This window comes from Paenibacillus psychroresistens (assembly GCF_009728935.1).
GTDB classification, from domain to species: domain Bacteria; phylum Bacillota; class Bacilli; order Paenibacillales; family NBRC-103111; genus Paenibacillus_AC; species Paenibacillus_AC psychroresistens.
On the sequence record NZ_CP034235.1, the window covers coordinates 4,418,835 to 4,444,077 of the forward strand.

40 protein-coding genes are annotated in these 25,243 nt (G+C 39.9%); 4 read left to right on the top strand and 36 right to left on the bottom strand.

Translation table 11 applies throughout. From position 1 onward, the window contains the following. Positions 1-2: 2 nt before the first annotated feature. From EHS13_RS20180 to EHS13_RS20235, 12 genes are all read right to left on the bottom strand, one after another. Positions 3-425 carry an HNH endonuclease gene (locus tag EHS13_RS20180; RefSeq protein ID WP_155702119.1) on the bottom strand — a complete coding sequence of 141 codons (423 nt, stop codon included), beginning with the start codon at positions 423-425 and terminating at the stop codon, positions 3-5. 12 nt (positions 426-437) lie between these two features. Continuing rightward, the gene (locus EHS13_RS20185; RefSeq protein ID WP_155702120.1) at positions 438-1,220 is read right to left on the bottom strand and encodes a hypothetical protein; all 783 of its coding nucleotides are present in this window, start codon (positions 1,218-1,220) and stop codon (positions 438-440) included. Then, positions 1,217-1,975 carry an MBL fold metallo-hydrolase gene (locus EHS13_RS20190; protein WP_155702121.1) on the bottom strand — a complete coding sequence of 253 codons (759 nt, stop codon included), beginning with the start codon at positions 1,973-1,975 and terminating at the stop codon, positions 1,217-1,219. The genes EHS13_RS20185 and EHS13_RS20190 overlap by 4 nt, the downstream gene beginning before the upstream one ends. Then, positions 1,975-2,922, bottom strand: coding sequence for a RecT family recombinase (locus tag EHS13_RS20195; protein ID WP_155702122.1), 948 nt, complete (start codon positions 2,920-2,922; stop codon positions 1,975-1,977). The genes EHS13_RS20190 and EHS13_RS20195 overlap by 1 nt, the downstream gene beginning before the upstream one ends. Continuing rightward, positions 2,915-3,196, bottom strand: a complete 282-nt coding sequence (locus EHS13_RS20200; protein WP_155702123.1) for a hypothetical protein — start codon at positions 3,194-3,196, stop codon at positions 2,915-2,917. Before EHS13_RS20200 ends, EHS13_RS20195 begins: the two co-directional genes overlap by 8 nt. Continuing rightward, positions 3,193-4,788: an AAA family ATPase gene (locus tag EHS13_RS20205; RefSeq protein ID WP_155702124.1), complete on the bottom strand. Its 1,596-nt coding sequence runs from the start codon at positions 4,786-4,788 to the stop codon at positions 3,193-3,195. Before EHS13_RS20205 ends, EHS13_RS20200 begins: the two co-directional genes overlap by 4 nt. After that, a complete protein-coding gene (locus tag EHS13_RS20210) occupies positions 4,785-5,225 on the bottom strand; it encodes a hypothetical protein (protein WP_155702125.1) in 441 nt (146 codons plus the stop codon). The genes EHS13_RS20205 and EHS13_RS20210 overlap by 4 nt, the downstream gene beginning before the upstream one ends. Continuing rightward, complete coding sequence (locus EHS13_RS37565; protein WP_155702126.1) at positions 5,218-5,592, bottom strand: DUF1360 domain-containing protein; 375 nt, start codon at positions 5,590-5,592, stop codon at positions 5,218-5,220. Before EHS13_RS37565 ends, EHS13_RS20210 begins: the two co-directional genes overlap by 8 nt. Further along, entirely contained in the window at positions 5,589-5,870 is a 282-nt protein-coding gene (locus EHS13_RS20220) for a hypothetical protein (protein ID WP_155702127.1), read from the bottom strand. Before EHS13_RS20220 ends, EHS13_RS37565 begins: the two co-directional genes overlap by 4 nt. Positions 5,871-6,018: 148 nt before the next feature. Then, positions 6,019-6,312: a hypothetical protein gene (locus tag EHS13_RS20225; RefSeq protein ID WP_155702128.1), complete on the bottom strand. Its 294-nt coding sequence runs from the start codon at positions 6,310-6,312 to the stop codon at positions 6,019-6,021. A 216-nt stretch (positions 6,313-6,528) separates the two neighbouring features. Then, the gene (locus tag EHS13_RS20230; RefSeq protein ID WP_155702129.1) at positions 6,529-6,981 is read right to left on the bottom strand and encodes a sporulation initiation factor Spo0A C-terminal domain-containing protein; all 453 of its coding nucleotides are present in this window, start codon (positions 6,979-6,981) and stop codon (positions 6,529-6,531) included. Positions 6,982-7,129: 148 nt separating this feature from the next. Then, the gene (locus EHS13_RS20235; protein WP_155702130.1) at positions 7,130-7,411 is read right to left on the bottom strand and encodes a helix-turn-helix transcriptional regulator; all 282 of its coding nucleotides are present in this window, start codon (positions 7,409-7,411) and stop codon (positions 7,130-7,132) included. 111 nt (positions 7,412-7,522) lie between these two features. On the opposite strand from EHS13_RS20235, the gene EHS13_RS20240 reads away from it, so the two are divergent. Next, positions 7,523-7,897 carry a helix-turn-helix domain-containing protein gene (locus EHS13_RS20240; protein WP_162463174.1) on the top strand — a complete coding sequence of 125 codons (375 nt, stop codon included), beginning with the start codon at positions 7,523-7,525 and terminating at the stop codon, positions 7,895-7,897. Between the two features lie 262 nt (positions 7,898-8,159). On the opposite strand, the gene EHS13_RS20245 is transcribed toward EHS13_RS20240, so the two are convergent. Next, on the bottom strand, positions 8,160-8,417 hold the full coding sequence (locus EHS13_RS20245; RefSeq protein ID WP_155702132.1) for a helix-turn-helix domain-containing protein: 258 nt from the start codon (positions 8,415-8,417) through the stop codon (positions 8,160-8,162). A 90-nt stretch (positions 8,418-8,507) separates the two neighbouring features. Here EHS13_RS20245 and EHS13_RS20250 point away from each other — a divergent pair, with 90 nt between their 5' ends. Then, positions 8,508-8,894, top strand: a complete 387-nt coding sequence (locus EHS13_RS20250; protein WP_155702133.1) for a hypothetical protein — start codon at positions 8,508-8,510, stop codon at positions 8,892-8,894. A gap of 23 nt (positions 8,895-8,917) precedes the next feature. On the opposite strand, the gene EHS13_RS20255 is transcribed toward EHS13_RS20250, so the two are convergent. From EHS13_RS20255 to EHS13_RS20270, 4 genes are read right to left on the bottom strand one after another with little or no spacing between them, the layout of a single operon-like run. Continuing rightward, a complete protein-coding gene (locus EHS13_RS20255) occupies positions 8,918-9,031 on the bottom strand; it encodes a cyclic lactone autoinducer peptide (RefSeq protein ID WP_227014051.1) in 114 nt (37 codons plus the stop codon). Between the two features lie 20 nt (positions 9,032-9,051). Further along, positions 9,052-9,558: an accessory gene regulator B family protein gene (locus EHS13_RS20260; protein ID WP_227013448.1), complete on the bottom strand. Its 507-nt coding sequence runs from the start codon at positions 9,556-9,558 to the stop codon at positions 9,052-9,054. A gap of 7 nt (positions 9,559-9,565) precedes the next feature. Next, on the bottom strand, positions 9,566-10,297 hold the full coding sequence (locus tag EHS13_RS36855) for a hypothetical protein (RefSeq protein ID WP_155702136.1): 732 nt from the start codon (positions 10,295-10,297) through the stop codon (positions 9,566-9,568). Between the two features lies 1 nt (position 10,298). Beyond that, complete coding sequence (locus EHS13_RS20270; protein WP_155702137.1) at positions 10,299-10,505, bottom strand: MerR family transcriptional regulator; 207 nt, start codon at positions 10,503-10,505, stop codon at positions 10,299-10,301. A gap of 133 nt (positions 10,506-10,638) precedes the next feature. On the opposite strand from EHS13_RS20270, the gene EHS13_RS20275 reads away from it, so the two are divergent. Together EHS13_RS20275 and EHS13_RS20280 are read left to right on the top strand one after the other, a co-directional pair. Continuing rightward, positions 10,639-11,358, top strand: a complete 720-nt coding sequence (locus EHS13_RS20275) for a CPBP family intramembrane glutamic endopeptidase (protein ID WP_155702138.1) — start codon at positions 10,639-10,641, stop codon at positions 11,356-11,358. 77 nt (positions 11,359-11,435) lie between these two features. Continuing rightward, positions 11,436-12,044: a DUF4352 domain-containing protein gene (locus EHS13_RS20280; RefSeq protein ID WP_155702139.1), complete on the top strand. Its 609-nt coding sequence runs from the start codon at positions 11,436-11,438 to the stop codon at positions 12,042-12,044. Positions 12,045-12,436: 392 nt separating this feature from the next. Here EHS13_RS20280 and ku read toward each other — a convergent pair whose 3' ends face one another. The 19 genes from ku to EHS13_RS20370 all read right to left on the bottom strand — a co-directional run bounded on the left by ku (position 12,437) and on the right by EHS13_RS20370 (position 25,148). Beyond that, entirely contained in the window at positions 12,437-13,282 is an 846-nt protein-coding gene (ku, locus tag EHS13_RS20290; RefSeq protein ID WP_155702141.1) for a non-homologous end joining protein Ku, read from the bottom strand. A 202-nt stretch (positions 13,283-13,484) separates the two neighbouring features. Next, on the bottom strand, positions 13,485-13,631 hold the full coding sequence (locus EHS13_RS20295) for a lmo0937 family membrane protein (protein WP_155702142.1): 147 nt from the start codon (positions 13,629-13,631) through the stop codon (positions 13,485-13,487). Positions 13,632-14,079: 448 nt separating this feature from the next. Next, complete coding sequence (locus tag EHS13_RS20300; RefSeq protein ID WP_155702143.1) at positions 14,080-14,283, bottom strand: hypothetical protein; 204 nt, start codon at positions 14,281-14,283, stop codon at positions 14,080-14,082. 4 nt (positions 14,284-14,287) lie between these two features. Further along, positions 14,288-15,559, bottom strand: a complete 1,272-nt coding sequence (locus tag EHS13_RS20305; protein WP_155702144.1) for a hypothetical protein — start codon at positions 15,557-15,559, stop codon at positions 14,288-14,290. 144 nt (positions 15,560-15,703) lie between these two features. Further along, complete coding sequence (locus EHS13_RS20310; protein WP_155702145.1) at positions 15,704-16,285, bottom strand: M23 family metallopeptidase; 582 nt, start codon at positions 16,283-16,285, stop codon at positions 15,704-15,706. Then, positions 16,282-16,566, bottom strand: a complete 285-nt coding sequence (locus tag EHS13_RS20315; RefSeq protein ID WP_155702146.1) for a phage holin family protein — start codon at positions 16,564-16,566, stop codon at positions 16,282-16,284. The genes EHS13_RS20310 and EHS13_RS20315 overlap by 4 nt, the downstream gene beginning before the upstream one ends. Positions 16,567-16,580: 14 nt before the next feature. Then, positions 16,581-16,976 (bottom strand): hypothetical protein, encoded by a 396-nt coding sequence (locus tag EHS13_RS20320; protein ID WP_155702147.1) that lies wholly within the window; start codon positions 16,974-16,976, stop codon positions 16,581-16,583. A gap of 62 nt (positions 16,977-17,038) precedes the next feature. Then, positions 17,039-17,173, bottom strand: coding sequence for a CD1375 family protein (locus tag EHS13_RS37230; RefSeq protein WP_264373537.1), 135 nt, complete (start codon positions 17,171-17,173; stop codon positions 17,039-17,041). Between the two features lie 56 nt (positions 17,174-17,229). After that, a complete protein-coding gene (locus EHS13_RS36860; RefSeq protein ID WP_227013449.1) occupies positions 17,230-17,337 on the bottom strand; it encodes a CD1375 family protein in 108 nt (35 codons plus the stop codon). A 3-nt stretch (positions 17,338-17,340) separates the two neighbouring features. Beyond that, a complete protein-coding gene (locus EHS13_RS20325; protein WP_155702148.1) occupies positions 17,341-17,697 on the bottom strand; it encodes a hypothetical protein in 357 nt (118 codons plus the stop codon). A 16-nt stretch (positions 17,698-17,713) separates the two neighbouring features. Next, positions 17,714-19,240, bottom strand: a complete 1,527-nt coding sequence (locus EHS13_RS20330) for a phage tail-collar fiber domain-containing protein (protein ID WP_155702149.1) — start codon at positions 19,238-19,240, stop codon at positions 17,714-17,716. Next, complete coding sequence (locus EHS13_RS20335) at positions 19,241-19,801, bottom strand: phage tail protein I (RefSeq protein ID WP_155702150.1); 561 nt, start codon at positions 19,799-19,801, stop codon at positions 19,241-19,243. After that, positions 19,802-20,917, bottom strand: a complete 1,116-nt coding sequence (locus tag EHS13_RS20340; protein WP_155702151.1) for a baseplate assembly protein — start codon at positions 20,915-20,917, stop codon at positions 19,802-19,804. It abuts the gene before it with no gap. Continuing rightward, entirely contained in the window at positions 20,914-21,219 is a 306-nt protein-coding gene (locus tag EHS13_RS20345) for a GPW/gp25 family protein (RefSeq protein ID WP_155702152.1), read from the bottom strand. Before EHS13_RS20345 ends, EHS13_RS20340 begins: the two co-directional genes overlap by 4 nt. A 4-nt stretch (positions 21,220-21,223) precedes the next feature. After that, a complete protein-coding gene (locus tag EHS13_RS20350) occupies positions 21,224-21,778 on the bottom strand; it encodes a phage tail protein (RefSeq protein ID WP_162463176.1) in 555 nt (184 codons plus the stop codon). 11 nt (positions 21,779-21,789) lie between these two features. Further along, positions 21,790-21,984, bottom strand: a complete 195-nt coding sequence (locus tag EHS13_RS20355; RefSeq protein ID WP_155702154.1) for a hypothetical protein — start codon at positions 21,982-21,984, stop codon at positions 21,790-21,792. Further along, positions 21,984-22,910, bottom strand: a complete 927-nt coding sequence (locus EHS13_RS20360) for a phage late control D family protein (RefSeq protein WP_155702155.1) — start codon at positions 22,908-22,910, stop codon at positions 21,984-21,986. Before EHS13_RS20360 ends, EHS13_RS20355 begins: the two co-directional genes overlap by 1 nt. Next, positions 22,907-23,119 (bottom strand): tail protein X, encoded by a 213-nt coding sequence (locus EHS13_RS20365; protein WP_155702156.1) that lies wholly within the window; start codon positions 23,117-23,119, stop codon positions 22,907-22,909. The genes EHS13_RS20360 and EHS13_RS20365 overlap by 4 nt, the downstream gene beginning before the upstream one ends. Then, the gene (locus tag EHS13_RS20370; RefSeq protein WP_155702157.1) at positions 23,112-25,148 is read right to left on the bottom strand and encodes a phage tail tape measure protein; all 2,037 of its coding nucleotides are present in this window, start codon (positions 25,146-25,148) and stop codon (positions 23,112-23,114) included. The genes EHS13_RS20365 and EHS13_RS20370 overlap by 8 nt, the downstream gene beginning before the upstream one ends. Positions 25,149-25,243: the final 95 nt, after the last annotated feature.

A 25,243-nucleotide genomic window follows, 5' to 3' on the forward strand; every position in this document is an offset into this window, starting at 1 on the left:
TTTCACCTGCTTAGTGGCATTAATTTCATGTTAGCCTCTTCCGGTGTCCTTGCGCCCTTCTTTTGATTACAGACCTTACAAGCTGTGACCAAATTATCAATGCTTGTTTCACCGCCTCTTGATTCAGGGACGACATGATCAGCCTCTAAATCCTCGCCATATCCACAATATTTGCACTTGTAAGAATCCCTTTTGAAAATGGCGAGTCTAAGCCTGACTGAAATTTTCTTTTTCTTCTTAGAAGTACCAGGTAATGGTATCTGGAATAATTCCTTATAAGCCGCTTCCAAGCATTTACTACAAAGCGTGAAGTTTTTATCTGCCCAATGTTGGAAAGAGCAGCAACGCTCTTCTTCGCATTGGTCGCATTGATAGGCATTGACATAATCGCCACACAAGAACATTTTTTCTTTCATTAAACTCATAGTGCCACCCGCTTATTTCTTAATGCCTTCCACAAAATCAATGATTTCCTTAGCAAATCCTTTGTTCTGCTCAGTGACGGAAACATCTTCCGAGTAATCTCGATCAACCCAATTATTCAACATGCCAGCAAGTTCGGTTACTGGATCAATTACAGGCTGCTCGACGATGTAGCCAACCACAAGGGCTTTAAAAACAAGATCATCGATATCTAATCGAAACATTTCCATCCTGGCATTTTTGGCAAGATCGCAAGGCTCCTTTAAAATACATTCCAATATCCCCCACTTGGTTAATGATGAATCTGGCTTGTCGTAGTAAACCAAAGCGTCAATGATTACTTGCGGCAATGGTACCGGCTGGTGATCCAATATTGCAGCTTCGAGAGTTGCTTCCAAAAGAATCCTTGCTTCGTGTTCCGCATTATAAGCCGTCCAAGCTTTGCTAAGTTCCTCATTCAACTTCGTAACCTTAAGGTGCTTATCGATATTCCGTTCATCCAAACGCTTAACCCGACTTTCAAGCCGTACTACCTTGCCATGAAGCTCTGAACGATGACCCATTAAGATTCGCACCTCTTCGCGCTTCTGGAGGTTTTCTTGTTGTAACTGGGTAAATTCCTCTTGGTTGATTGGCAATTCATCCAATTCGAAAACATCGTTAGTCTGAAATCCAATTCCCATGAGTTTGCCTTCAATGCATTGATAAGCGGTCCCGAACATAAACGGGATTATCCTTGCTTCGAATATCTCGCCTTTCTTGATGTCGCCTTTATTAACTAACAATTTAACTTTCATCTAATGACCTCCAATTGATAATCAAACACTCTTTCAAATCCTTTAGCTTCCAGCGCATCCTCGACAGCCTTCTCAGCTAGCTCGGGAGTGTTGTTCTGCTTTGATAAATGGGTCAATATGATTCGCTCGCCCTTACCTACAATGAGTTGAGCAAGCGCCTCGGCTGTCTGCTCATTGCTCAAATGCCCTAAATCAGAAGAAATACGAGCCTTCAATTGTTCGTGATACTCTCCATTAATCAGCAGGTCCAAATCGTGATTCGCTTCAATAATAAAGATGTTTGATCCCGCCATAGCTTCAATCATGGTTTGATCCACAATTCCGCTATCTAAGCAAATGGAAAGCCGGTTCCCTTTATCCCCAATGACCACGAACCCGAATGGATCAAAGTCGTTATGATGGGTGCTGAATGGTGTAATGAAAAACTCATTCTCGATATTGATCTCGTCCGCAACAGTGGCAACATTCCGCAAATCCTCTTCTACCGTCTGCATGTACTTTTCATTTTTCCAAGTTCCTTCAGAAGCATAAACTGGGATCCTGTATTTATTTGCTAACCCAATTCCCTGCACATGGTCTTGGTGTGGATGAGTAATAAAAATGGCTTGAATATCGGTTGGATTAAATCCGTTTTGGATCAGCAGGTTTTCGATTTTTGTTTTGGGCAAACCACACTCGATAATGATAATGGTGTCATTGGACCGAACGGCGATAACATTGCCGCCCGATCCTCCAGCTATGATTTTTACTTCCATCAAGGTTCAAGCTCATCGCTCTTATCGGCGATTTGTTTTTCAATGAACTTTAGTAAGGTTTTACGCTCAGCAAGCGTCGGGGAATCTGGTGTTGCTGCCTTCATGTTGGTATTCATATAATCGAGAATGGCTGCATCTGTGGTAATTCCCAATTCTTTCAGTTTGGCCTTAATGGTGCCGTTGACTACTTTGCGCTCGGCAACTTCATCTATAGGCGTTACCTCCGCTTCAACAGCGCCCGCAGCTTCTGAAGCTCTTGTTTTAGTGGTCTTGGTTACCGGCTCAGTGATAATAACCGGATCCGCTTCTGGGTTGATTTCTTTCCTAACATAAGGCTCATTCCCGCCTGTATCTCCAGACAATTCCTCATCATCAAACCCTAATCCGAAACCAGCACTTAAAGCCCGCTTGGAAATATGTTTCTTGAACATATCGCCAGTGTTGTTATTCCACATCGCCTTTTGCATACCGATATTGGAATTGCGGAGATGATCCACTTCCTCGATCCCCATTACAACCGAGAATGGTTTGAACCCTTCCCTATAAGCGAATGCGTAGCAGCCTATAATTTTACCTCTAGGGAAACCCCAGCTATGCTTATCAATAACGGTATAATAGCGTTCGTCGCCTTCATCCTTTTCTTGATGCATGCTGAATTCGTCATTCTCATGAACCAGCTGTACATCATAACCGCGATAATCTTTATGTTTACGAGCTTGGGTGACATAAAAGCCAATACCGAACTGAGGAGTTAATTTACCGGAATATACGGTTGGATAGATTTCATTAAGCAGTGGATTAGCTCCAAGTGATTTAGCGATGGTCATAAACAACCTGAATTGTGGTTCGGTGCAATCCTTAGCAATGGTTTCATGAATAGTCTGGATCATTGTTTCGTCCAGGTCGCCAAAGGTAAACTTTTTGTATTCAACAATTTGATTAGCCAACTACAACTACCTCCCAAAAATCTATAGTTTTCTTCATCTTGCGGACTTCTTCGACCTTGGCATCTCCGTAATCTTCAAGCAGCCAATCCTCTTTAGGGGTAGCAGCTCGGGTGACGAATGCTTTAAAACTCTTATCACCATCAGTGAAAATGATCTCCGCTTTCTGCCATCTTCCCTCCTGTGTCCAATCGCCTTGCTTGACTATGGCAACGTTTAGATCCTTGACCTTGCCGTCTTTGAAAAGTTCATTTAATTGCGCTTGGGTTAATTTCATGCAGCCACCTCTTTCCCATTGATTTGTAATGCTTGGCCTAATACCGCTTGAGCCGTAATTAATTGATCAAACACTTTGTACTCTCCGGTGTATTCTCCAACTCCATCTACGAAAACAGGAGTAATCAAGTTGGAATTTTTGAAAAGAACCTCCGTTAATTCAAGACCTGCAGTAATCTTTTCCCCGAATGATAGGCTGACAAAATCTTTACCGTTCATCTGAACGCTGAAATCAGGTTCCCACTCATCATTTGATTTCACGTATTTGTGCAATCGCACTGATAAGCTAGTAAACATCGCCTGAATTGATTCAGCCTGTATCTCGGTTTCTTTGGATTTAAAAGCCTTAACAGCGTCCAGAATAAAGGTTGATTCTCGCAAATCAGCAAGCACTTTTTCCTCATCCGTTTTAGCCTTTTCAACATCTGCCGTTAAGCGTTCGCGTTCCTGTTGATTGCGAATCTCTTCTAATAGAGGATTACGCTTTTGCTCAAGATCACGAATATTCTGGAATTGTTCAGTAACGTCGATGTATTTAGCTTCAGCAAGCAGTTGGTTCGCTTCATCCCTAGCAGCTACGAGCGCCTTATGATTAGCTTGATACTCCGTTTTGCGACGATCTTTATCAGAAGTGACGGCAGCAAGTGATTCGGCTAGCACAGGTTGCTTACAGGTCTTGCAAGTATCCTCAATCACTTCATCTCTAAGTGGCAGCCATTTGTCTTTTGATAAATTAACCAAGCGTTGGGCTTCGGTGGCTTTGTTTTGCAAAGATGTATGAACCGAATTTGTTTCGCCTGCAGTCGCAATTACCTTTTCAATTTCAGTGATTTGAGTATCGAATACAGAGACTGCGGTTTGTTTTGAAGCAATGTCAATTACTACCGATGGAAGGCGTTGCAACTGTTCTTTGAGAGTTTTGGTTTTACTCTGAGCTGAGATATGATCGGTTTTAAGTTTTGCATTCAAACCACTCTTATTTTTAGGTCCAGCATGAATTGCTTTTATATCATCAACACTTTGCTTTTTGAACATCTCCGCCAACTTCTCAGCCTGAGGATTCAACTTAATATCTTTGCGATCTTGATCTGGAGACAGTCGAGACATTTCCTCGAAAACCATTTTATTAAGCGGTACTGGGACGGCTTGGACCAATTGTTCGCGTTGCTTGTCCTTGTGGAGATTAAAGAAGTATCCCGGATAATAAAGTGCCATGAATTCATCTTGCTCGAAGTGTTTGGAAACAGAATCTTTAAATTCAGAAGCGGTCTTGCCCACATCATTTACATAAAAATTATTGCTTGATCCATCTATTTCTCTAGCAAATTTATATTCCGATCCATCAATAGATAACAGGATTGAGGCAAATACCTTATCGTATTCATAAGTGGTCGGACGCGGGCTAGAAATACCTTTGGTATAATCTGCTCCGAATAAATCCTTGCCCCACATAATCCAAACTGGGGCTTCTCCGATGCTTGTCTTGCCCTCCCCGTTCTTACCAGTGAGTTTCAAAACGTCAGTGTAATCTAAACTCAGATCACGAACTGCTTTGAAATTATGAAGGACTAGCTCGATAAATTTAACGATCATCTATCCCCAGCCGCCTTTCTCCACTTACGAGAACTGATCTTGTCCTTGTAGGCATGCGCTTTCGCTGCCTGCTGGATAACTTTGAATGGAAGCTGAGTTATGGCTTTGCCAATCGTATAGGCGACGAACTGGCTGTTGTGGCTTACCATTCTCCTGCGAATTGAACGCTTTGAGATAACTACTTGATCCTTTTTAATGGCTTCCGATACTGAGGACAAACCTAGCGTTCCCCATTTGTAAGGAGTCTTCTTGACTCGCTTCTCGCCATACGGACGATGCCCAGCTTTTGGTGAGTTATAACCACCCTTGCCCTTTACAGCATCACGGATAACGCCTGCAATGGTTTGTACCTTCAATTCCTGCTTAGGATTAGCGAACCTCCGCGAAACGCAATTGCTTAAATGTTCTTGCTTTTTCGAATATGCTGGATTACCCATTCTTGTTTTCCTCCTTGTTCGTACTTGGCTTCATCCCGGGGAACCCGACTGATTTCATCCAAGCCGTTTCTATTAAACTAGTGAAAGCTGATAGTGTTAATAATAGACAAATCCAATAAGTAATTGATTCAAAATAGTAATAGCTTATAGTGATTAGAACAGAAACCCATAAACTGGAGCACCACGGACAAATTAAAATTCTACCAATTACACTGCGTATCCGACCGCCTTGAAGTGTGAAGGTCATTGTTTCGAAATCCCTTGTAACGAATAAGTCCCGGATAGGTGCAAAGATTAGGTCAAACACAATAAGGTGCGTGAGGCGGTAACAGGCAAGGGCTAGAATGATTAGGGTTAAGGATGTCAAAGTTCTGCCAACTCCTTCTCAAGCAACTTGATCTGATCCCTTGTCATATCGAAGTAGAGATTGATCATATAAACCTCAGTAAGCGCGGTATAACTCATGACTTCAATACGTTTTCCCCAATCAGTTAATGAAAACGAAGTACTCTCATATTGGATGCTGATAACTTTAAATCCCTTAGAAACCATAGCCAAGCGGTCTTTTAAGTGGTCAATCTTCTTTTGTAACTCCCGAGCCGCATCAACTCTCTGGCCCATGTAAAGCAATGTTTTAGGGTCCATGTTTCCTCCTAGTCCCCAACGGGCTTCCTTATTTTTAAAGCGGCTAATTCCTTGATCTCCTGAAGCTCAGGATCGTGTTCAACTTTAGGTGCATCTAGCAAATCGATGTGTCTTACTCTGGTGTACGATTCTTGGTTAGGGGGTTCTATCAAGCGAGAATTCCCTCCACGATCTTTTCAACCGCTTCATTGTCATTGCATTTGTGCCAGTAGCTAACCATATGGCTGCCGTAATCTCCGATAGGCTCGTTTTGCAAAATCTCAACATAATAATTTCCATCTTCGCCGTGATACAAAGTCATTGTGAAATTAGGAAGTGATTCGCTAACGAAGAATCCTGCATCCACTTCATCAACAGCTTTAAGCGTAGTTTTGGGCTCCTCCTTGATTTCATCAAACAATTCCTGAGGAATGAGTTCTCTTAAATCCAGTTCATTTGTCAATCAGATCAATCCTTTCTATAAAGTCATTCTTTTACCTCAGGAACGGTTTTTACATATTTGGCGAAGCCGTAATAAAACAGTCCTATTAATGCAAAGCCGACTAGTAACAACCACTTCATGCACCATCACCTGACCTTGCAGTTACGATTCCGTGAATGATCATTAGAAGCACGAGACCTAAAAGAACGTAGCCTCCAACAACGCAAGGGTCGGTGCTCATTTGTGTTCAATCCGCAGCTTGTCCGCTACCATTGCAATAAAATGTCCATTGGTTGGTTTGAACTTATTGGTTTTAAGCACATACCCAAACAGCTCAGTGATGGTTTCAAGGTTGCTGTGCGTCCAAGCGATTTCAATTGCATGCCTCATAGCACGTTCGACCCGAGTAGGCAGTGTATTGAACTTTGTTGCAATTGCCGGATAAAGACCCTTTGTTAAAGTGTTGATTGCATCGCCATCCTCATAAACAGTTGTAATGGCTTCTCGCAAGAACTGGTAACCTTTGATATGAGCTGGTATGCCCATCTCCTGAAGGAATCTTGAAATGATAGCGTGTATATCCAGTGGCTCGATTTCAGCTTTTTGAACCTCTGGCAGCGTTCCGAATATTGCTTCAAGCTGTGCAGCGACTTCGGTTTGAACCATTAAACGAATCTGTTGTTCGATCATATAGTTGCCTCCTTTTAAATTGGGTCACGTTTTTAATGAAATAGTGATTATTAGGAACACTGTAGTCATGGGAAAATAAGGCATTTAGAACACCTGTTCCAATTGCGTGATTTTAGATCACATAGTATAATAAATACGTTAGTAAGAATCACATATTTATTAAGTTTAATTCTGTTCTGGCTTGCTCGAACAAGTCAGGGAAAAGCTCTTCAAGCGTTGTGTCCATACATAGACAATACTTAATTGCAACATAAAGGCTCGGGTTCATAAACGCATTTTCTGCACTGCGAAGCGAATCAGTTGACACCCTCACTTTTAAGGCCACTTCGCTTTGAGACCCTATTGAATTTCGACGCTTTTTAAATCCCGGTCTTTTCGTGTTATCTGTAATTAGCATCTTAGGACCTTTTCGACTTTGTTGATTCTGCATATTTCACCTCCATGGGACATACTATAGCATAGTGACTAATAATCACGCAAGTAATATTATTGTGATTTATAATACATGTAATCTAAATATATAATTAAGGGGTTGATTGATGTGGGGTTAGGCGAGAGAATACGGGAGTTAAGAATTAGCAAAAATTATACACAAGATCAACTGGCGGAAGAGATTGGAATGCAGCGCTCTAATGTTGCTAAGTATGAATCAAACACGAATATCCCTCCAGTTGAGGTTTTAACAAAATTAGCAGATAAATTCAAAGTGTCCGTTGATTATCTGTTAGGTAGGGTTGAAAACTCTTTTGACATGTTTACTGACAGCTCCGAAGAATCACTTGCTAAAGATGCTAAAATTAAGGGATATCTAGAAAAGTCAGAAAGTTTACTTAGAAACGGAAAAGAAGTGGATGAGCAGAAGTTGAAAGAGGCATTGAACTACTTGGAGTATTTGTTTAAGAAAGAGGATAAATAGATTTTATACATACGTTTTCCTTATGCTCCACATAATCGCATAAGGATATTTATTTTTTAATAATATGTATTAGCTAGAGTATAAGACGCAAGCGAATTGCGTAATCATGCATGTGCCTTGCATTTAATTAATAATTAGGTCTTGCATAAAATGGTAATTTGGTATTATGATAAGTGGTATTATTAAACAATTAGGGAACCAATTTTGTCATGTATGTACATGACAGACCCGATAGAAGAAAACCCATAAAATGGTCTCTTCGTCAATTGCCTTCCTGCCAAAGCTTCTTTACCACATTCCGCTCATACAGATCTTTCTCCTCACATCCAATAGCTAGGGCTATCGTGTACATGGTTTCGACGGTCATAACGGTTTTTTTAGTTGAATACTCAGAGAGACGTTGCTTACTAATACCTGTCTTTTTGACCAAATCTTTTCGCTTCATGCGGGCTAGTCTTAGGCATTTGTCCAGAAGGCAGTGACCAATTTCTATCTGGGTCACAACAAACACCTTTTGCATCACACCTTCGCGTTACGAAATACTTGTCCATTTTAACAAAAATAGACAATCTTGCAAAGGTATCAATAGAATTAGATAGGAGTGGGATTAGTGGACAAGCAAAATGAGGAACTTGAGAAAGTTGATTTAGATTTTGAGAATGTGTTTTCTTCTGCGAGAAAAGAAGGTATTTATATAGATTATAACCATTATATAGACGGTGTTGGTGCAGCGGGGATATATATAACGAACGACAATAATGTTTTTTTTAGCATAAATTCATTGATTTGTTCAGAGGATCAGGAAGAGATTTGTTTCATCCTGCTTACCAGGCACGTTTCCCACCCCAACATAGACTATGTGTTATCTTTGGAAGATTTAAATAAGAGAAACAATGAACGAGATGTATTATCGCTTGCTCATCAGATCCGACTATTCGAAACCGTATCCAAAGCAATGCTCAGGCTTTTCGGCAAAAAAAAGCGACTTCGTAATTGAAGTCGCTTTTGCTTTATATTCTACTAAAGTAATTCTTCTGGGATGTCATATTCATGACAAAGCCAGTAACAACCAGTTAGAGCTTGTTTTTTTGCAACAAAAGTCAATACATTGTTAGCCACTTTCGCAATAAACATTTTCAATTAGACGCGCCTCCTTACCATTTCATTCGATTCAGTAAAACGGAAATAATAGGAACGGTGGTGATAGATTGCAGCAGAAATGCCATTGATAGTGTTGGAGATTCAATGAAGAAATTAGAGCTAACAATTAATATCGAGATCAATTTAAGAGCTGGATAAAATTTGACAGGTAATTTGCTTTTCTTGATTCCGTTTGGCGCATTCCAAGCTAACAACAATATTGAAACTGCATTTAACACATTAATATTATACCAATAACCAATAGGTAAGTATATGCAAATTAATACAATTAGAGCCGAAATAACGTTGCAAACATTTGCAGATTTTATGTGCAATCCTCCGCTAAAATACCTTAATCCGCAAAAGCCAATTGTTGCAATAAATCCCTTTATAAAATCACCTGTAACTAAAGATATGATTGTAACTAAAGAGAACATGATTATAAGATTTAACATTGTGGAAATGCCCAAAACAAGAACGGGAATAGATGATGAATTAGGTGAATGTTTTTTAATAAACATCGCAAAATTATTTGATATTATGTTTACTGGGTTTATTTGATTTAATAATTTTATTGTTACCACTCCCTTCCCCAACGAACCTGGAGTTGTAATCTGATCTATTTTTTATAAAGGCTCTGTATAGAACATATATGATTACTAGAGTCATAGATATTATTAAATAGAAATCAATAGACGATGTAGTAAAAGAATTGGCGTAAATTTGAAATAAAGAAACAACTAATATCAAGGCTGCCGCTAATATAAAGTTGTGTGGTTTTAATAACGTCTTGCCCGAATATCCAAGTCTAAGGAATACAAAACCAATGCGAAACTTCTTTAAAACATAAGCGATTAATAGGTACATTGAAGTGACTGCGAGATGTAAAATAGTATAATGCAAAGGATTGCTAATCATTTTGTCCATTGTGGAAATGTTTAGGGCGATAACTGCGTAAGTCGTTGCGCCATCCACTATTGCTACAAAGATTGTCCCGACCCCACAAAAGATTAAAGAGAATAAAAATGAGTACTTCCTAAGTATAATCATCATTACAATCCATATAGCAGTTTGAGCTACAAAGGAGTAAGGTGAATCGATCACAAATTTAAAATAGTAATTTGTAAATCCTACTGACACAGCCAGGATGGCGATTTGTTTGTGTGCGTCAGCTAAATGTAAACTAAATATACTATAAACAAAGATCATCATTGCTGCAATAGTGATAAAAGTCATCAGTAACTTTATGTAAATGTCCATATTATTGATCAACATCCTTTTTATTTTTCTTCGAGGGGTTAACCTGACCCCTTTGTAACACCCATGTTTTGCCTATTAGCGTGGCATTGCATTTCCCCTCTCGTGATAGCCTTTTTACTTGAGCTTGGGATATCCCCCATAAATCAGCTGCTTCATCGGTCCCCATTATCAACACTTTTAAATCAATGATTGATTCAGGTTCGCACATAATCTAACCCCCTAAAAGTGGTTGTAATATTCTGTTAATGTAACAATATCACGCCCGATAACGAGCGTCAATATTTATTTATAGTAAATCTATTTTGTGAGATAATAGTCTATATTCGATAGGAGGTTATTTAATGTTGGTCAATCATATATTAGTCGGACTGGTATTAATCGGGATGCCAGTAACGGCAATTTTAGAATTCAAACGAATTAACAATGCTGTTGGGAGTTTTGTGAGAGAGAAGCTTTATTACAAAATATTTTTTCTATACTGGACGATAACTTTACTATTTATACTGTTTTCAAGTTTCGACAGCACGCTTAGCATCACGAGCATAAGTGAGAATTTAACCATTGTGCGAATTGCCTTAATTGTATCTTTGGTCTACTTAACATTCGATCAATTTCTACCAATCGTTTTAATATTTTTCAGCAGAAAAATGCGCCAACTAACTGCGAAAACCTTTAGTCTTGTGCCAATGCACCCAGTAACTTTTAGGGAGAAAAAGGTATTTTGGATAGTGCCAATTACTGTGGGAATCTGTGAGGAGATTATATTTCGCGGTTACCTCTTCCAATACTTTCAGGCATCGCCTTACGGCTTGAGCGCAGCTCTGAGCTTGCTACTCGTTTCCCTGCTATTTGGTATCGGACACTTCCAGCAAGGCATGTCTGGAATCATTATGACTATATTCCTAGGTCTGTTTCTTGGCTCGATTTACTTGCTGACAGGAAGCTTAATCCTGCCTATTCTGATTCACATCATATTTGATGCAAAGATACTGTTTATCCCATGGGTTTTGCAGAGAAATCAAAAATCCGATGAGGAGATTGTTCTGCTTGATAAGATATGAATAACAAAAATGTAGTAAAATATACCCAGTTCTGTTAAGCTAATATTTGACAATTATTTCATTTCAAAGGGGATATTATGAAAAAAGCTTATTTGCTTACATTATTATTTGTAATTGCACTTGCTGGATGCACGGAAGCTAAAATTGAAAAGGTAGAAAAGCCCGCCGCTACCCAAGCGGCAGAAGTTGAAAAAACCGCCGAAGCTTCCGCTGCCCCTGCTACTCCCGATGCTGACAAAGCCGAAGCTCAGAAAGCGGCGCTAGCGAAGATGAAAGAACAACAAGAAGCGGACATTGCAGCTAAGACATTTTCGATTGGTGACACAGTAAAGTTCAATGACTTAGAAATCACACTTAATGGGGTCAGGGGTAACAAAGGATCAGATTTCGATACGCCAGAAGAAGCCATGTTTATAATTCTAGATTTAACCATCGAGAATAAAGGTACGGATTCAGCGGCAATTTCTACTTTGATGAGCATGGCATTAAATGATGCGGAATCCTTTAAACTTGATGTGGCACTCTTCACTGATGTTAAAGGATCTTTAGATGGGGAATTGGCGGCTGGAAGAAAAGTTCGTGGCGAAGTAGCGTTTGATGCTCCTGAATCTGCTTACTATGAATTTATTTATTCCGAACCATTTTCCAAAGGCCAAGCAATTTGGAAGTTTGGAATGAAAAAATAATTTATATTTTTCCATTAAAGCCCTCAGGGGCTTTTTTTCTTACCCATAAAATTTCTTACAAGTCTCAACGTCAATTACTTGGGTTATCTGGTTACCCATCGACAAATAATACCTCGTGTTCAAATGTTTAGTTTGGATAGTAAACTCCAGCATTCCTTCTGGAACGTCCTCTAATCGCTCGTAATGATCTCTCATGTTGTAAAATGCCAGAGCCCTCCACCATCCCCAAACGCAACGCCACCAAGCTATTCTCTGCAATTCTGCCATTGATATATCCTTGTCCTCAGAATCCTTTGTGTATCGTATTAACAGTTCGTACAGTTCCATTGTAAAGCTCATGCGATCACCTCATCCACATTATATGCGAACAAGTATTCTTATATCAAACAAATTTAACCTGTTCCTTCTACAACAGCAGACTCTTTTTTCTTTCTGGTTGTTTTTCGTTTAGGTTTACCTACTTCATTTTTTGGCTTAAGGCTGCTCAGGCTTGCTTGCAGTGCAGACATTAAATCCAAGATATTTGATTTTGCTTCAACTCTAGAAACGTGGAACTCTTCGCCATTTATTTTCTTTTGAATTAATGAGGTTAATTCCTCGCGATAATCATCTTGGTAATTATTCGGATCAAATGGTTTTGACAAATGGTCGATCAACATATGTGCCATTTTCAATTCCATTTCACTAACTTCCATATTGAGTTTCAAATTTGGTACTTGTTGAACAGGTCTTATCTCATCCGGATAATAAATGGTTTCCATAACTAAGCAATGGTCAATAATTCTAAGTGCAGCTAGGCTGCTTTTCGAGCGAATAATCACCTTGCAAATACCTATTTTCCCCTTAGTTCTAATTGCCTCGTAAAGTAAATAATATGCTTTTGCGCTCGTATCGCCTGGGGATAAATAGTATGTTTTCTGAAAATAAACCGGATCTATTTCATGAAGATCAACGAAATCCAAAATTTTTATTTCTTTAGTATTTTCAGGTAGAATCTCTTCAATTTCGTCCTTATTAAAAATCACAAACTTCCCGTTTTCATATTCGTAACCTTTCACAATATCTTCACCTGAAACTTCTTTTTCACAAGCTTTACAGGATTTTATATAAGAAAGGTTGGTGCCGCATTCTTTATGGATGTATTTCATTGTTATATCCTTATCCTCTATTGCCGAATGCATCTTCACGGGTATATGTACCAAACCAAATGATATAGCGCCCTTCCAAACTGTATGCATTATGTTCACCCTCCTCAATCTATCTATCATTCATTCTTTCCCATGAAAATAGATTTATACTAAGGTGCGAGGCCGAAACGGAATTGAACGCAAAAAAGCCCCCACTGACTAGGTGAGAGCTCATAGGAATATGAAGAATCAGGGATGCTTATAGAAAAGAATTAAATCAAACAACTAATATTTATAAGAGTTGGTAGTAAGTCTAACGACTACTTCTTCCCCTGATTAAGTTGAAGATCAGTGAAATCAATGCGATGACAAGCAGAATATGGATAAAATCACCTGCAATATGAAAAGAAAAACCTAAAAGCCACATGAGTAATACGATAACAAAAATTGCCCAAAGCATAAGGACGCCTCCTTTTCAAATATTAGTTTATTTATCTCCTTCTACTGTAAAAGAATCCGCCGCCACCAAACACTAATATAACTACAATTATGATTAGTAATGTATTCATTATTAATCACCCCTTAAATCATATTTTACTACTATCTAATAATAAACATGTTAAGGGATATTGAAACATGTGGATGAACCTAATTGCTCGAATTATAAGCATAATATACATAAGTATCCAATGGAGCGAATGAGGGCTTGCCCGGTGAGTAAAGATGTGGGTAATGTGAAGAATCAGAATGCGGAGTTAATCGAAGAAGCTAAATAAACGAAAAAAGCCCCTATCCTGCAGCGATAAGGGCTTTATCTTTCTGTGGGAGAAGTAAAAAAGCCCCTGCTGATTAGGCAAGAGCTAAATATTAACGCAAGTCATTATTATATAAATTTGTAAAAAGTAAACTCACTTCTCATTTTTTAAATCTCGTGTTGGTTTTTCTTTTTTTTCATGTGTATATTCGGAAAAAACCTTACCTAATACCTTCTCAGTTAATGTTTTATCGTCATCCTTTTTCTTCAAAAATTTGTTGGTAGGTTGTTTATCTGAAGGAAGATTAAAGTAACCTCTTCCTTGTACTGATGTGACAAAACTTGAACTTTGCACCATAAATTCACCCCTTAACTAGATTATTAAAATATTGTGAATTAAATTCCGGACTAAAATAGTGCTTTCGTTTAATCCAAATAAATCCATCACCTTTTGATATAACTGCCACGTCTGTAGGTCCACCAACAGTTTCGGCTTGATTTGTGACCTTTCGTTTAATAGATGTTAAATTTACCAATGCCTCTGCCATTGCAGCTAATTCTTCTTTTGGAAAGGATGCAACCGTTTGTATAACAGGAATTAAATAATTTCTCCGTTTTAATTGTTGGAGAGATTGGGAAAACTCTGTAAATAAATCGATACCTTTTTGTGTGATTTCGGCCTTTATTTGATCGTTATCTGAAGTAGCAACTAACTGATTTATTAATGACTCTACAAAGTCTGGATAAATATTTACAGTTTCGTGAAGAAATTGGTGAATCTCAGACTCAATTTTAGGATCCATTCCAGTCAAAAAAGAATGAACCATTTCTTGTTGAGCAAAAGGCACAATCTCGGCACTCTTACCGGCACCAATTTCAGAACTTTCTTCCTCAGCATATTTCATAATTCCATTAAAAATTCCTTCTATTCGATATCCATAAAGGGATGGGAATATGTCATCTTCCCCGAAACCAGCAATAACAATACCTGAGCGACCATCATTTTTGTAGTTTCTACAAACTAACGATCCAGCAATATACACCAAATTATCAATCATTTGCGGGGTGGTTTGAATATTTACATTGTCATTGAAAATTAATGCTATATACCCACTATAAGTTTGATTGAACCAAGTATTAAAACTGTCGTCAAACGTGTTTGCATAATCTAATGCATTGTATTCAAGAATCAGATCATTGGTTGCTGATAACATTTCAATCTGAACTTCTTGTTCTGTTGGCTCATGAGTAAACGTGTTGGCAATATACAGATTAAGATTTTTTAAAAACTCTTCTAGCCAAACTGAGAAGAAATTACCAACCATTTGTTTTTCTGACTCAGGTGAAGTAAATCGCGCATCGGTATTAATATAATCAAAAAAATGATCACAATATCCTTTTAGGGTAGGAAAAGCCTGATCTCCTAAATGTTTGCGATATATTTTCACGACAGTTTCCCAAGGAACATTCATATAATGCGCATTACCATAAACCATTATACCTACAGGGTGTATTTTAGAAAGTGCAAAGAGTTTATCAGCTGAATTAAATATTTTATTTGACCCAACAGTAACTGCTGAATCTGCAGCCAAGGCAACTCCAAAGCGGTTTAAAACGGCTATTTCAGCTGTCAAATTTATTCATCCATTCATATTGATATATTTTATAGTTATAATTCTAGAATTAATTTCTAAATCCTCCCAAACATCTGTTTGATTTTGGAAATATTTTGTCGAAATAAAAAAAGCCCGCACCTGAGATAGCGTGAGGGCTTTAGCTTATTGTAACGGTATACCGATTATTGTTCGAATAGCATTTGCTTGGCGATGCACTTCTGCCTTTTCCGCCTTATCCTTTGTTAGAGCGTAGAGCTTACCGAGTGAAGTGATTATTTTCATTCCCTCATCCTTAGACATTTCAGATTCCTCCTTCATGTATTTCTGCAAGTAAGCCGTTGGCTCTACGTTGCTTTCATAACCAAAACCAGAAGATTTTCCGTTCAGCCTAACTTCAAAGTGTAAATGAGATCCTGCTGAATGTCCTGTGTTGCCCTGTGTGCCAATCACTTGACCAGCCTTTACAATATCCCCGACCTTGACGGAAATGCTGCTTAGATGTGCGTAGAATTGAATAGCGCCATGATCATCTAGCAATGCTACGACATTACCGAATCCTCCGAAACCTGAGCCAGTTACACCTTCCTTGGCGTGGACTACTTTACCTGGCATAAATGCTTTAAGAGGAGCTTTGTCAGCTAGCACAAGATCAATTCCGGTATGCATCTTTTGCGGGTATGGCGGGAATGGATCGGTACGCATTCCATAAGGGCTTGTTATTCGATAACCTTCAAATGGATTCATTTTACACCGTCCTGAATATCTTCCTTTGCTCCCTTGATGCCTTTGATAAACTCATAGCCATAAACACTGACAGCCCCGCACAAAATACCCTGAAGGATAATCTCTGGTTGTGGACCCATCATCCAAACGGCGAACCCAGTCGCAAATGAGGTGACAATAAAAACGATTGACCAATTGGGCACAGCTGGCGTTTGTTTTAAAATGTAGCCAAGTACCCAACATGCAGCAACAACAATGAATAATTTTGGATCAATTAAATTTAATATTGCGGACCATTCCATTTATAAAACCTCCATTAATTTCCAAAAACCTTCATTACCAAACCGATAACAGTCATGCTCAAACCACCAACTGTAATCAAAGTACCAATTAACCAGCGGCGGTCCGATTTACGGTCCTTTATATCGTCTTCCCTAGTCTCTTTAATATCTTTGACCTCTGCTGTAACTCTAATGTTCACAGCCCTTATTTCATCCTCATAATGCCTGACAATGGACTCTATTTTCGTATCCCGTTCATCTAACCTTTTGTGGGCTGAGTCCGTACTTTGCAAAGCTTTATTTGCAACGATCTGTATTTTCTCAACCTTCTCCGTCAAATCTTTAATTCCATCCATCTTTACATTTAGTTCTCGTAGGTCTAGGCGAACATTTGTAATAAGTTCATGCAGCGCCTTGATTTCATCAGTCAATTCGCCACCCACTTTCTATTTTTAAACATAAGTAAAGCCCCAATGAAGGGGCTTAAGTGTTTCTAAACTAACGGTTGTCCGTTATCATCTAAACCAAGAGCCAACAAATCAGCGTGTACGGCTGGTTGTAAGCTTACTGGAACCTGTGAAAAAGTACGTCTGCCGTTGATTATCAAAGCAACATAAATTGCTACCATAGTAGTTTCACCTCCCTTCGAAAAAAGGAAAAGTAACCATAATAAAAACGAGGTCATTATTGCACCTCGTTTAGTAAAGCCTGCACCGCTTCTTTAATCGCTTCCGGCACCTGATCTATTGTACGACGACCTTCTTTGATAAGATTGAAGTAAATTTTAGCCAAGGGTTATTCACCCCCTTGCATGTTTAATATCATTTCATAGACTTCCGCTATGGCTTCCATCGTCATCAAACCATCGGCTTTTATAGTTTCATTTTCTTCCTCAAGCTGCGCGATCCGCAATTGTTCAGGAGTTGGCGGCAATGGTTCAGGCTCTACATAAGGCGGCGGGTAATTGACTAAATCCAACGCCAATGCTCCATTAACTACAATCCATTTACCTGGATATTCTAAGCAGGATTGCCATTCTTCATGTGTTATTTCTATTGCTGTTTCGGGTATTTGCTCAGGTGTGTGAACATCATCTGCATAAAACCCTAATATGTTACCATTTGAATCTGAATCAGCGTAAAGTTGTGTCATTGTCTAACCTCCTTTTTTAATATCCTATTGCCATCCAATGCATGTCTATTGCCGTTGCCCCTAACCCATGAAATACTTGAAAATTAGTTATTCCACCTGAATTAGCAACTCCCGTAGCAGGCATAGAGGAATTTCTTGGGGTAACGGTAACAGACACAATCCTAGTAGTTAAAGTAATATTAAGAGGAATAAAAGCACCACTTGCTACATTTGCAGTTCCCCCTTGAATAATAATCCCGCTTGCTAGTTTTTGATAGCCATTTGCCGCTAATGATGCCGGTGAGTTTTCATCTGTCCACATTTTTGTCCAAGCCGACCAAGTAGCGCTATTGAGTCTCCTGACGTAAATGTCATTACTTAAATTCCAAACATTAGCTATTTGAATTACCCTATCGCTAGCTGAACCAACTGCACTAAAAACATGAAGTGTACACCAATCACCGTTAGGTGTATTCGTTGAACCCGATTGAAAATTATACGTTCCCTCTGTTATGGCTGTATTGGCATTATTACCAGCCCAATAACCATAGTTATTTCTTACGTATTCAGTTCCTTGTGATCCATCCAATAAATCGGCATCTAAACCACTGCCTGATCCATCTACCGTCTTAAGCTTCGTTAAAACATCCGCAGTCGTGTATTTCGCATCAATTGCCGCCTGTGTGTGCGCCGTTGTGCCTAACTGCGTCGTACTCGTTGCCGCAGCGGCTGTTGGAGCGGTCGGAATTCCGGTTAATGCCGGACTCGCTAGCGGAGCTTTTAATCCCAGAGCAGTTATTATTGCTGTTATAGTCAAAGAGGGTAGTGTCCACCAGTTTGCTGTACCCATAAGTGTTTTTAATACATACCCGATCTTTGACCAAAGCCTTGTTGGTGTGTCTGCCCCGGCTGCCGCAACAACAGTATCATCAATCGTTCTATTTCCAATAACCGTATCTGTGGCTGCCCCCGCTGCCATTTGTCCAGCTCCGATTGTATTATCTGCTATTTTCGCAGCCGTTACAGCTTTTGGTGCAATCTTTGCGGTTATCACCGATGAGTCCGGATGATCAAGAGTCGTCGCGGTTTGATGGGTTGTAAAATCAACGACCGAGGCATAAATACCGCTGGCTATTGTCGCGGTGATACTTGCAGCATTTGCAGTTAAAGTAATAACGTCGATATTCTTTTCGATAATGTCAGGACCACCGCCAGCCGGAATGTACTCAGCGCCCGCCCCCGCGTTTGCATAGCAATACAAGATTTCTCCATCAGTCGGGTCTTGTGCAAATACACCAATCTCCCTGAAGTAAAACCCCGTCACTATTGCGCTGTTAGAAAGAACTCCGCCCACAATCGCTTTATCCACACCTTGAGTTTTTAGCTTTGTTATCGCAAGTGATTTTTTTTCGGAAACCAACGCATTAAGGCTAGATATTGTTGTGCTCCCGAGATTTCCGTCACCTATGGCTATGCGGTTGAAATGCAAGACCGCCCCTGCTTGTACCTTCGCTTGAAGTGCCCTGCCTTTATTCGTGAGGATAAGCCCCCCGAAATTACTCATTTATACCACCTGCTTTAACGTTAGATTATCGGTCATTTGAAGCGCAAAACCAAAATAAAGATCCATATTATCGACCGATTGAATAATAACTGATTCGAGTCGAGATCGTAGGTTCTTAACTGAATTTACAGCTTTAATAAGTAAAGCCGCTTGATCTCCTGTTGCTCTTGGGTTATTCGTTACAACACGGAAATAAAAAGGGGATCCGCCGTAATCAAACCACTCTTCCACTTCGCCATCCCCAAAATATATTTCTACGACACGTTGAACCGCCGCTGGCGTTCCTTGAATTTTCTTTACAAGCAACGCACCATTAATTGCCTGTCTTTTAGTTGTTAAATCGCTGTCTGGCACATACCAATCAACGTTAAATTGCCAAGCTAAGATATCCAAGGCACTCTCAGGTAAATCATCGATTCGTGTATAAATCAATTCATTGATTATTTGTTCAGCTAATTGCATAAATTGAGGGGTTAATGCTGCCGTCATACCTCTAACTCCAATATCATTTTGCATGTTATTGGTCTGTAAAGCTAAGAGATCAATGGATTCAGTCTGCAATTATATCAACCCTCCATACGTGACAGTTTTCGTTACTAACTTTCCGACTTGACTTGCAGTTATGGTTGCATATGCTGGAGTAGTTATGACAACACGAAAAGCCCCAGCTCCATACAAGTATGAAAGAAGCGTGTCAGGACTTATAGTTCTTCCGAGCTTGGCATATTGCCACGAAACATATTGATCAATTGCACCACCTGTATTTTCTATGGCTGCGCGAATTGTTGTAACCTCTGCACTTCTTTCAGATGCGATGTAATAAGTTAGTGTGATGTTGTAGTTAACAACAGTGGGTGCAAGAACTTGCACATAGTCCGTAAGTGGTCTGCGGTTGTCTGTATTTACCTCTAACAAAACTTTAGCCAACATAGGTGCATCTGGAAGCAAGCCGTTTTTCATTAATACATATACATTAACAGCCCCTGCGCTTGGAGAGGTCACAGAAACGTCAGCGATGTTGATATCTGCGGATTTAGCAAAAAATATATAGGCACCTGTTGGACCAGCCACACTGAACGAATCTGGAGCTAGTCGCTGTCGTTCCCGATAAGCATCGTCTGTTTCATCGTCCGATCCACCTGAACTTGTGCCTAAGTTTACCGCGCTTGCTACGAATGGAACGGGGTCAACAATAATATTGATTTGCCCAGCAACGAAAAAATTGTATTTATTACCGCCAACCGTTGACTTTACTGGCATGTCGCCCGTTGTGTCGCCTGGTGCTATAACTAAATCCGCTATTGTTGCAAAATAAAGTATTCCGTCAGGTGTTACTCGAGTGCCTTGTAGTATTGTTACAGGACTCAATTGTACGGCACTCAATGTAAATCTCATCGTTGCATACGCTACTTGAGCAACAAGCCTAGGAACACCTATGCGTTCGCCAAGCCCATCCAATACATCACCAATAGCAAATGGCAATAGATTCTGATTAGCTGTGAAATTAATGTTATTTTTAAGAGCAACGAGAACCGGCAACAACTGCAGAAGGAATATCCTTCGCGGATCTCCCGGATACAACACTTGCCCCGTCTCTTGAAAATAAGCATCTATCAATTCATTTTCGATACGCTGCGCATCCGCATCGACAAATTGAATCTCTGTAAACTCGCTCATACGTCAATCACCACCCTTAACATCAAATTCCCATCTTCGCTCACGCCTATAAATTCAACGCTTTCTACGGTCGCCCTAGGCTCTCTTTCATCAACTATTGCATAGATCTGAGCTGTAACTAATGCGACTGACTCAGTTAAGGGCATATCAATGAAGTTGGGTTGTAGCCCGAGTGTCCGATCATATGCAACTTCATATTTCAAGGTATTAATCAATGTGTAGACATTCTGAGCAACTTCACTGACTCCTGAAGCCCCCCAATCGATGTCGGTTGATTCCGAAGTATTTATCTCGATCAACATACGATCATTCTCCTTTTAAATAGAGTTTAAGGAACGCTTCACTTGCGTTAGGGTTTTCCCTTTTGACCTCAGCTTTAGTAGTTGGTTTTGTTATATAAGTGCTGGGCTGAATGTTATTATTTGTGGCTGTCTTATTCTCTTCTTTCTTAACTTCTGCTTTGCCGGCTCTCACATATTCTTCGAAGTCCAGCTTTAGAGTTGCCTTAAGCATATTTCCTTTACCATCTATTTGGGTGTCGCTTACGCCAACCGACTTCAGCAAAAACTTATTCTTACTTATCGGTTTGCTTCCGAGAATGAAGTAATCCGGTAGTTGCTTGGAAAGAATGTCCTGCCAAGATTCGATCTCTTTCCTAACGTTAATCCCAAGAGTGGCAAACAGCGGTATTGTAAAACTTAGCGGGATAAGTGCCTCGCCTTTAATATAAGTGCTGGGCTTACTCTTTAACTTCTCCTGAGCTTCCGAACTAAGTGCACTACTCCACGCAAGCCCATCAAGGGGATATTTTATATTGGAGCTTACTTGAAATACTTTATTTTTAAACGTTGCAATCGGCACCTTAACACCCCTTAATAGGCCGCGATTATCAGCCCGTCTGATTTATTATTTGAGAAAAAAACGACTGCAACCATGTCGTTTACTTCAATCGTGAGATGAGTTGCATAAGGAACATCGGCACTGACTACATTATCAAAATCTTGAAAGATCACCCGAGCTTTGCGGTTTATAGTGTCCACTGAACTGACTTGCCCTTTTAGCGTCATTAATAGCCCTCCAGTGGCTTTCGCAGGGATAATGAAGTCTTATTGTTAATTAGGTCGTGTGTGAGACTGTGGATGGCGTATTTACCATCAAATAAACCGATATCCTCTACACTTATATTTGTTCCAGCTGCGTAATTGGTGTTTAGGTTAATAGAGAGCGATCCGGTTATCATATGCTTATTGTAGCTCCGCAACAGCCCCTTAGCCCACCTGTTAGCTTCCGCTTGGTTGGTTGCATATACACTTCGTTTTAGGGTTGGACCTAATATATCGGTAGCAGAGTATGACCCTTCGATATATTCAGTACCATTGCTGCAAACAATGCACTTTTGATAAATTTCAGTCGACTCGTTCAAGAATTCGAAGGAATCGTTAATATTTCCTTCTCCAAACAAAGAAAGCTTCGGATCAGCCGCAATCTGTTCTTGCGCATATTCATCATATATAACCAATGAAAGGTTGTTGATTTTTAATGCATATCCTTCAGCCAAACAAAGATCTGCTAAGAATACGAAGTCTGCAATTTCTTGCTGATCAATTCGCTCATATAAATGATTCGCTATATTATAGGTTTGCAAGCTTAAACCGTAACGAGTGGCAATCTCCGTTACTATCTCCAGTAGCCTGACCTTCTCCCAGCCTTGCGTACGGGCCGTTTTACTAGCCTGAGGAATAGAAAGTGCCATGATGCCGAACATCCCCGCAGATTGGCTTAGCTGATCCACAAACATGATGCCAGAATCAAAACCACTTTCTAATATTTGAATTGTGTCGTTTTTAACAGGTTTCCATTTGGACCAGACACCATCGCTATCAGAGAATGATATTTCTAAACTGTCTGGTTTCCCTCCAGAGTTATCTGTTAACTGTAATTTGGTCGGTTGCACAGATCCCGTAATATCAGCGCCGTTATAAATTATATTCATGATCGTTTCCATGGCGGCAATGTCTCCGCCGCCTTTACTTCGATAACTGGAATCTGGAGAACTTCTCCTCCACTGAATAGGATTGTATTTCGATATTGAGGATTGGCAGAAATGATATTTCCAGAGAGGGTTTCTTCATTGTAAAAATCTAATGCAATAGAATCAAAGGTGTCATGAGACAAGGCTGTATATAAGTAATATTTAAGCAAAGTTCTCCCTCCTCATGGATTTCACCCATTTATTACACATTGCTTTAAATTCTTCAAAATCTTGTCTCACTTGGCTCTCACTTGTATTAGAGCCGTATGTTGGAGAATATACGAATGTCGGTCCGCTACCGCTACCAGTTGTGCCGCCACCGCCAACACCAAGCACTTCGGCTGTCTTGCTTAGCAAACTCAAGCTTCTTGGCGTTCGTTTAAGTGGGATTGCTGCTTCTGGTCCAGCTTCGCCAAATATGGATGGTTGGTTAGCAAATCCGCCTTTTGCAAATTCTTGCATCATCATGCCGTGAGTAGGGATTGAATTAGCAGCTGCGGTATAGGCACTTGTGTCCATCCTTGGAATGAGATCGATGTTTACACCAGGTATCTTATTCATCTTCTCAATCAACCAATTTATATTATCAACGATAATATTCACTCCCATAGCGAAGGCCATTTTGATAATCTGCCAAGAATTTGTGAGAAAATCTTTAACTGCGCCCCAGTGTTTAATCAGTAGTAGCATAGGTGCAATTGGTCCAGTTAATACGAGGGCTAGATCTGGAATCTTATTAATTAGATTATGAAACCATGTCCAAGCGTTTTTCATTGCGTTTATTACGTTGTCCCAATATTTAACGAGTAGGATTATCCCTCCTACTAAAAGAGCGACCGCAGCAACAATACCTATAACGATCCAAGTAATCGGATTGGCATAAACAGCAGCGTTGAGTACCCATTGCGCAGCAGCTGCCGCCAATAGTCCAATTCGCGATGCTTTATTAGCCGCGTTCATTGCCCAAGTGCCTGCCGTGTTGAACCCTTTTACAATCGTGTCCTTTGCATAAAGACCTGTTAGATATAGTGTTGTAGCAGCATCTTTAAGCTTAGATATTCGCAAGAAGTCAAAGGCTATCTTCAAAGCATTGATACCTATTGTGAGTGTTTTAACAGTGGAAATGATGCCCATTGCCAGCTTCCATGCGGCTATGGCTGCAACTATACCCAAAATTATTGGCCCGATTAATGACCAGTTGTCAGAAATATATTGATATATTGGAACTGCTGAATTATACAGATCACCAAGAAATCCGGTGATATTTTGAATATGACCAAGTGCAATTGGTATTAATACGATAATCTTATTTGCCACTCCTGCAATTGCATCCTGTAACTTTTTTATCTTCTCGGGACTGTTGGCAAAAGCGCTGACCATTTCGTTACCTTTTTTAAATAGACTAGTGAATGCAGGTAATGCCGCATTCATAATAGTGGAAGACAACTGTTTAAATCCTTCACTAAACAATCGTTTTTGATTGGCATAGCTACCTATAGTCCTCGCGAAATCCCCCTGTGCATCAGCGCTCTTTTCCAATAGGAAGTTATAACGCAGCATAGTTTGATCACCTTGACCCATTTTACTCCATGCAGTTTTAATTCCTTTCGCTAGCGCAAAGGCTTCTAGATTAGCCACGCTCATATTAATGCCCAATGCTTTCAAGGGTTCTGTTTCCCCAGATATACCGGATTTGATCTTCTCAAATGCTTCAGCAGGGTCTAAATTATAGAAGGATGCAAAGTCACCAGACAAAGCTGTTAAGTTTTCAGACATTGAAATAAGGTTCTCGCTTGAAACGCCTGAACTTTTCATCAATGCACCTAATGTGCTGCTATATCTCTTTGCTGACAACTCGCTTAACCCGTATGCTTGTAGGGCTTGTTTGGACCATGCGTTAATTTGCGTTGCGCCTTTGCCGAAAGTTACATCAACAACGTTTTGCACTTCGGTTAGGTCAGAAGCGAGATCCAAACCTTGTTTGGCAACGTAGAGCAATCCAGCGCCTATTGCAGTAATCCCAACCGCAACTCCTGTAGCAGCAACCGTGAAAGCTTTGCTTATCAATTTACCAGTCATACTCGACGTTTTACCAACATCGCCAATGCGTCTCTGAGCATCCAATAACGCCTTGCGTAGAGATGGGTCAATATTACCTGCTAACTTTATGACCGCCTCTAATTCACTTTTACTAGCCATGGTTACGATCCGCCTCCTTCCTTTGCCTCTCTGCTTCGTCTGCAAGATCCTCGAAAAACCCAATTAGATCAATAAGGCTCATCTCCATGCATTCT

What these genes read in the sequence shown, in the direction of transcription:
- EHS13_RS20205 (WP_155702124.1), bottom strand. Translation starts at nt 4,788, where the DNA reads ATGATCGTTAAATTTATCGAGCTAGTCCTTCATAATTTCAAAGCAGTT.
- EHS13_RS20300 (WP_155702143.1), bottom strand. Translation starts at nt 14,283, where the DNA reads ATGGTGCAAAGTTCAAGTTTTGTCACATCAGTACAAGGAAGAGGTTAC.
- EHS13_RS20360 (WP_155702155.1), bottom strand. Translation starts at nt 22,910, where the DNA reads ATGAATATAATTTATAACGGCGCTGATATTACGGGATCTGTGCAACCG.
- EHS13_RS20280 (WP_155702139.1), top strand. Translation starts at nt 11,436, where the DNA reads ATGAAAAAAGCTTATTTGCTTACATTATTATTTGTAATTGCACTTGCT.
- EHS13_RS20355 (WP_155702154.1), bottom strand. Translation starts at nt 21,984, where the DNA reads ATGACGCTAAAAGGGCAAGTCAGTTCAGTGGACACTATAAACCGCAAA.
- ku (WP_155702141.1), bottom strand. Translation starts at nt 13,282, where the DNA reads ATGCATACAGTTTGGAAGGGCGCTATATCATTTGGTTTGGTACATATA.
- EHS13_RS20295 (WP_155702142.1), bottom strand. Translation starts at nt 13,631, where the DNA reads ATGCTTTGGGCAATTTTTGTTATCGTATTACTCATGTGGCTTTTAGGT.
- EHS13_RS20210 (WP_155702125.1), bottom strand. Translation starts at nt 5,225, where the DNA reads ATGGGTAATCCAGCATATTCGAAAAAGCAAGAACATTTAAGCAATTGC.
- EHS13_RS20330 (WP_155702149.1), bottom strand. Translation starts at nt 19,240, where the DNA reads ATGAGTAATTTCGGGGGGCTTATCCTCACGAATAAAGGCAGGGCACTT.
- EHS13_RS20315 (WP_155702146.1), bottom strand. Translation starts at nt 16,566, where the DNA reads ATGGAATGGTCCGCAATATTAAATTTAATTGATCCAAAATTATTCATT.
- EHS13_RS20275 (WP_155702138.1), top strand. Translation starts at nt 10,639, where the DNA reads ATGTTGGTCAATCATATATTAGTCGGACTGGTATTAATCGGGATGCCA.
- EHS13_RS20185 (WP_155702120.1), bottom strand. Translation starts at nt 1,220, where the DNA reads ATGAAAGTTAAATTGTTAGTTAATAAAGGCGACATCAAGAAAGGCGAG.
- EHS13_RS20230 (WP_155702129.1), bottom strand. Translation starts at nt 6,981, where the DNA reads ATGATCGAACAACAGATTCGTTTAATGGTTCAAACCGAAGTCGCTGCA.
- EHS13_RS20255 (WP_227014051.1), bottom strand. Translation starts at nt 9,031, where the DNA reads ATGTTTATTGCGAAAGTGGCTAACAATGTATTGACTTTTGTTGCAAAA.
- EHS13_RS20200 (WP_155702123.1), bottom strand. Translation starts at nt 3,196, where the DNA reads ATGAAATTAACCCAAGCGCAATTAAATGAACTTTTCAAAGACGGCAAG.
- EHS13_RS20190 (WP_155702121.1), bottom strand. Translation starts at nt 1,975, where the DNA reads ATGGAAGTAAAAATCATAGCTGGAGGATCGGGCGGCAATGTTATCGCC.
- EHS13_RS20325 (WP_155702148.1), bottom strand. Translation starts at nt 17,697, where the DNA reads ATGACACAACTTTACGCTGATTCAGATTCAAATGGTAACATATTAGGG.
- EHS13_RS20220 (WP_155702127.1), bottom strand. Translation starts at nt 5,870, where the DNA reads ATGGACCCTAAAACATTGCTTTACATGGGCCAGAGAGTTGATGCGGCT.
- EHS13_RS20245 (WP_155702132.1), bottom strand. Translation starts at nt 8,417, where the DNA reads ATGCAAAAGGTGTTTGTTGTGACCCAGATAGAAATTGGTCACTGCCTT.
- EHS13_RS20340 (WP_155702151.1), bottom strand. Translation starts at nt 20,917, where the DNA reads ATGAGCGAGTTTACAGAGATTCAATTTGTCGATGCGGATGCGCAGCGT.
- EHS13_RS37230 (WP_264373537.1), bottom strand. Translation starts at nt 17,173, where the DNA reads ATGGTAGCAATTTATGTTGCTTTGATAATCAACGGCAGACGTACTTTT.
- EHS13_RS36855 (WP_155702136.1), bottom strand. Translation starts at nt 10,297, where the DNA reads ATGGACATTTACATAAAGTTACTGATGACTTTTATCACTATTGCAGCA.
- EHS13_RS20345 (WP_155702152.1), bottom strand. Translation starts at nt 21,219, where the DNA reads ATGTTGATCGAGATAAATACTTCGGAATCAACCGACATCGATTGGGGG.
- EHS13_RS20180 (WP_155702119.1), bottom strand. Translation starts at nt 425, where the DNA reads ATGAGTTTAATGAAAGAAAAAATGTTCTTGTGTGGCGATTATGTCAAT.
- EHS13_RS20235 (WP_155702130.1), bottom strand. Translation starts at nt 7,411, where the DNA reads ATGCAGAATCAACAAAGTCGAAAAGGTCCTAAGATGCTAATTACAGAT.
- EHS13_RS20270 (WP_155702137.1), bottom strand. Translation starts at nt 10,505, where the DNA reads ATGTGCGAACCTGAATCAATCATTGATTTAAAAGTGTTGATAATGGGG.
- EHS13_RS20260 (WP_227013448.1), bottom strand. Translation starts at nt 9,558, where the DNA reads ATGTTTATTAAAAAACATTCACCTAATTCATCATCTATTCCCGTTCTT.
- EHS13_RS20310 (WP_155702145.1), bottom strand. Translation starts at nt 16,285, where the DNA reads ATGAATCCATTTGAAGGTTATCGAATAACAAGCCCTTATGGAATGCGT.
- EHS13_RS20370 (WP_155702157.1), bottom strand. Translation starts at nt 25,148, where the DNA reads ATGGCTAGTAAAAGTGAATTAGAGGCGGTCATAAAGTTAGCAGGTAAT.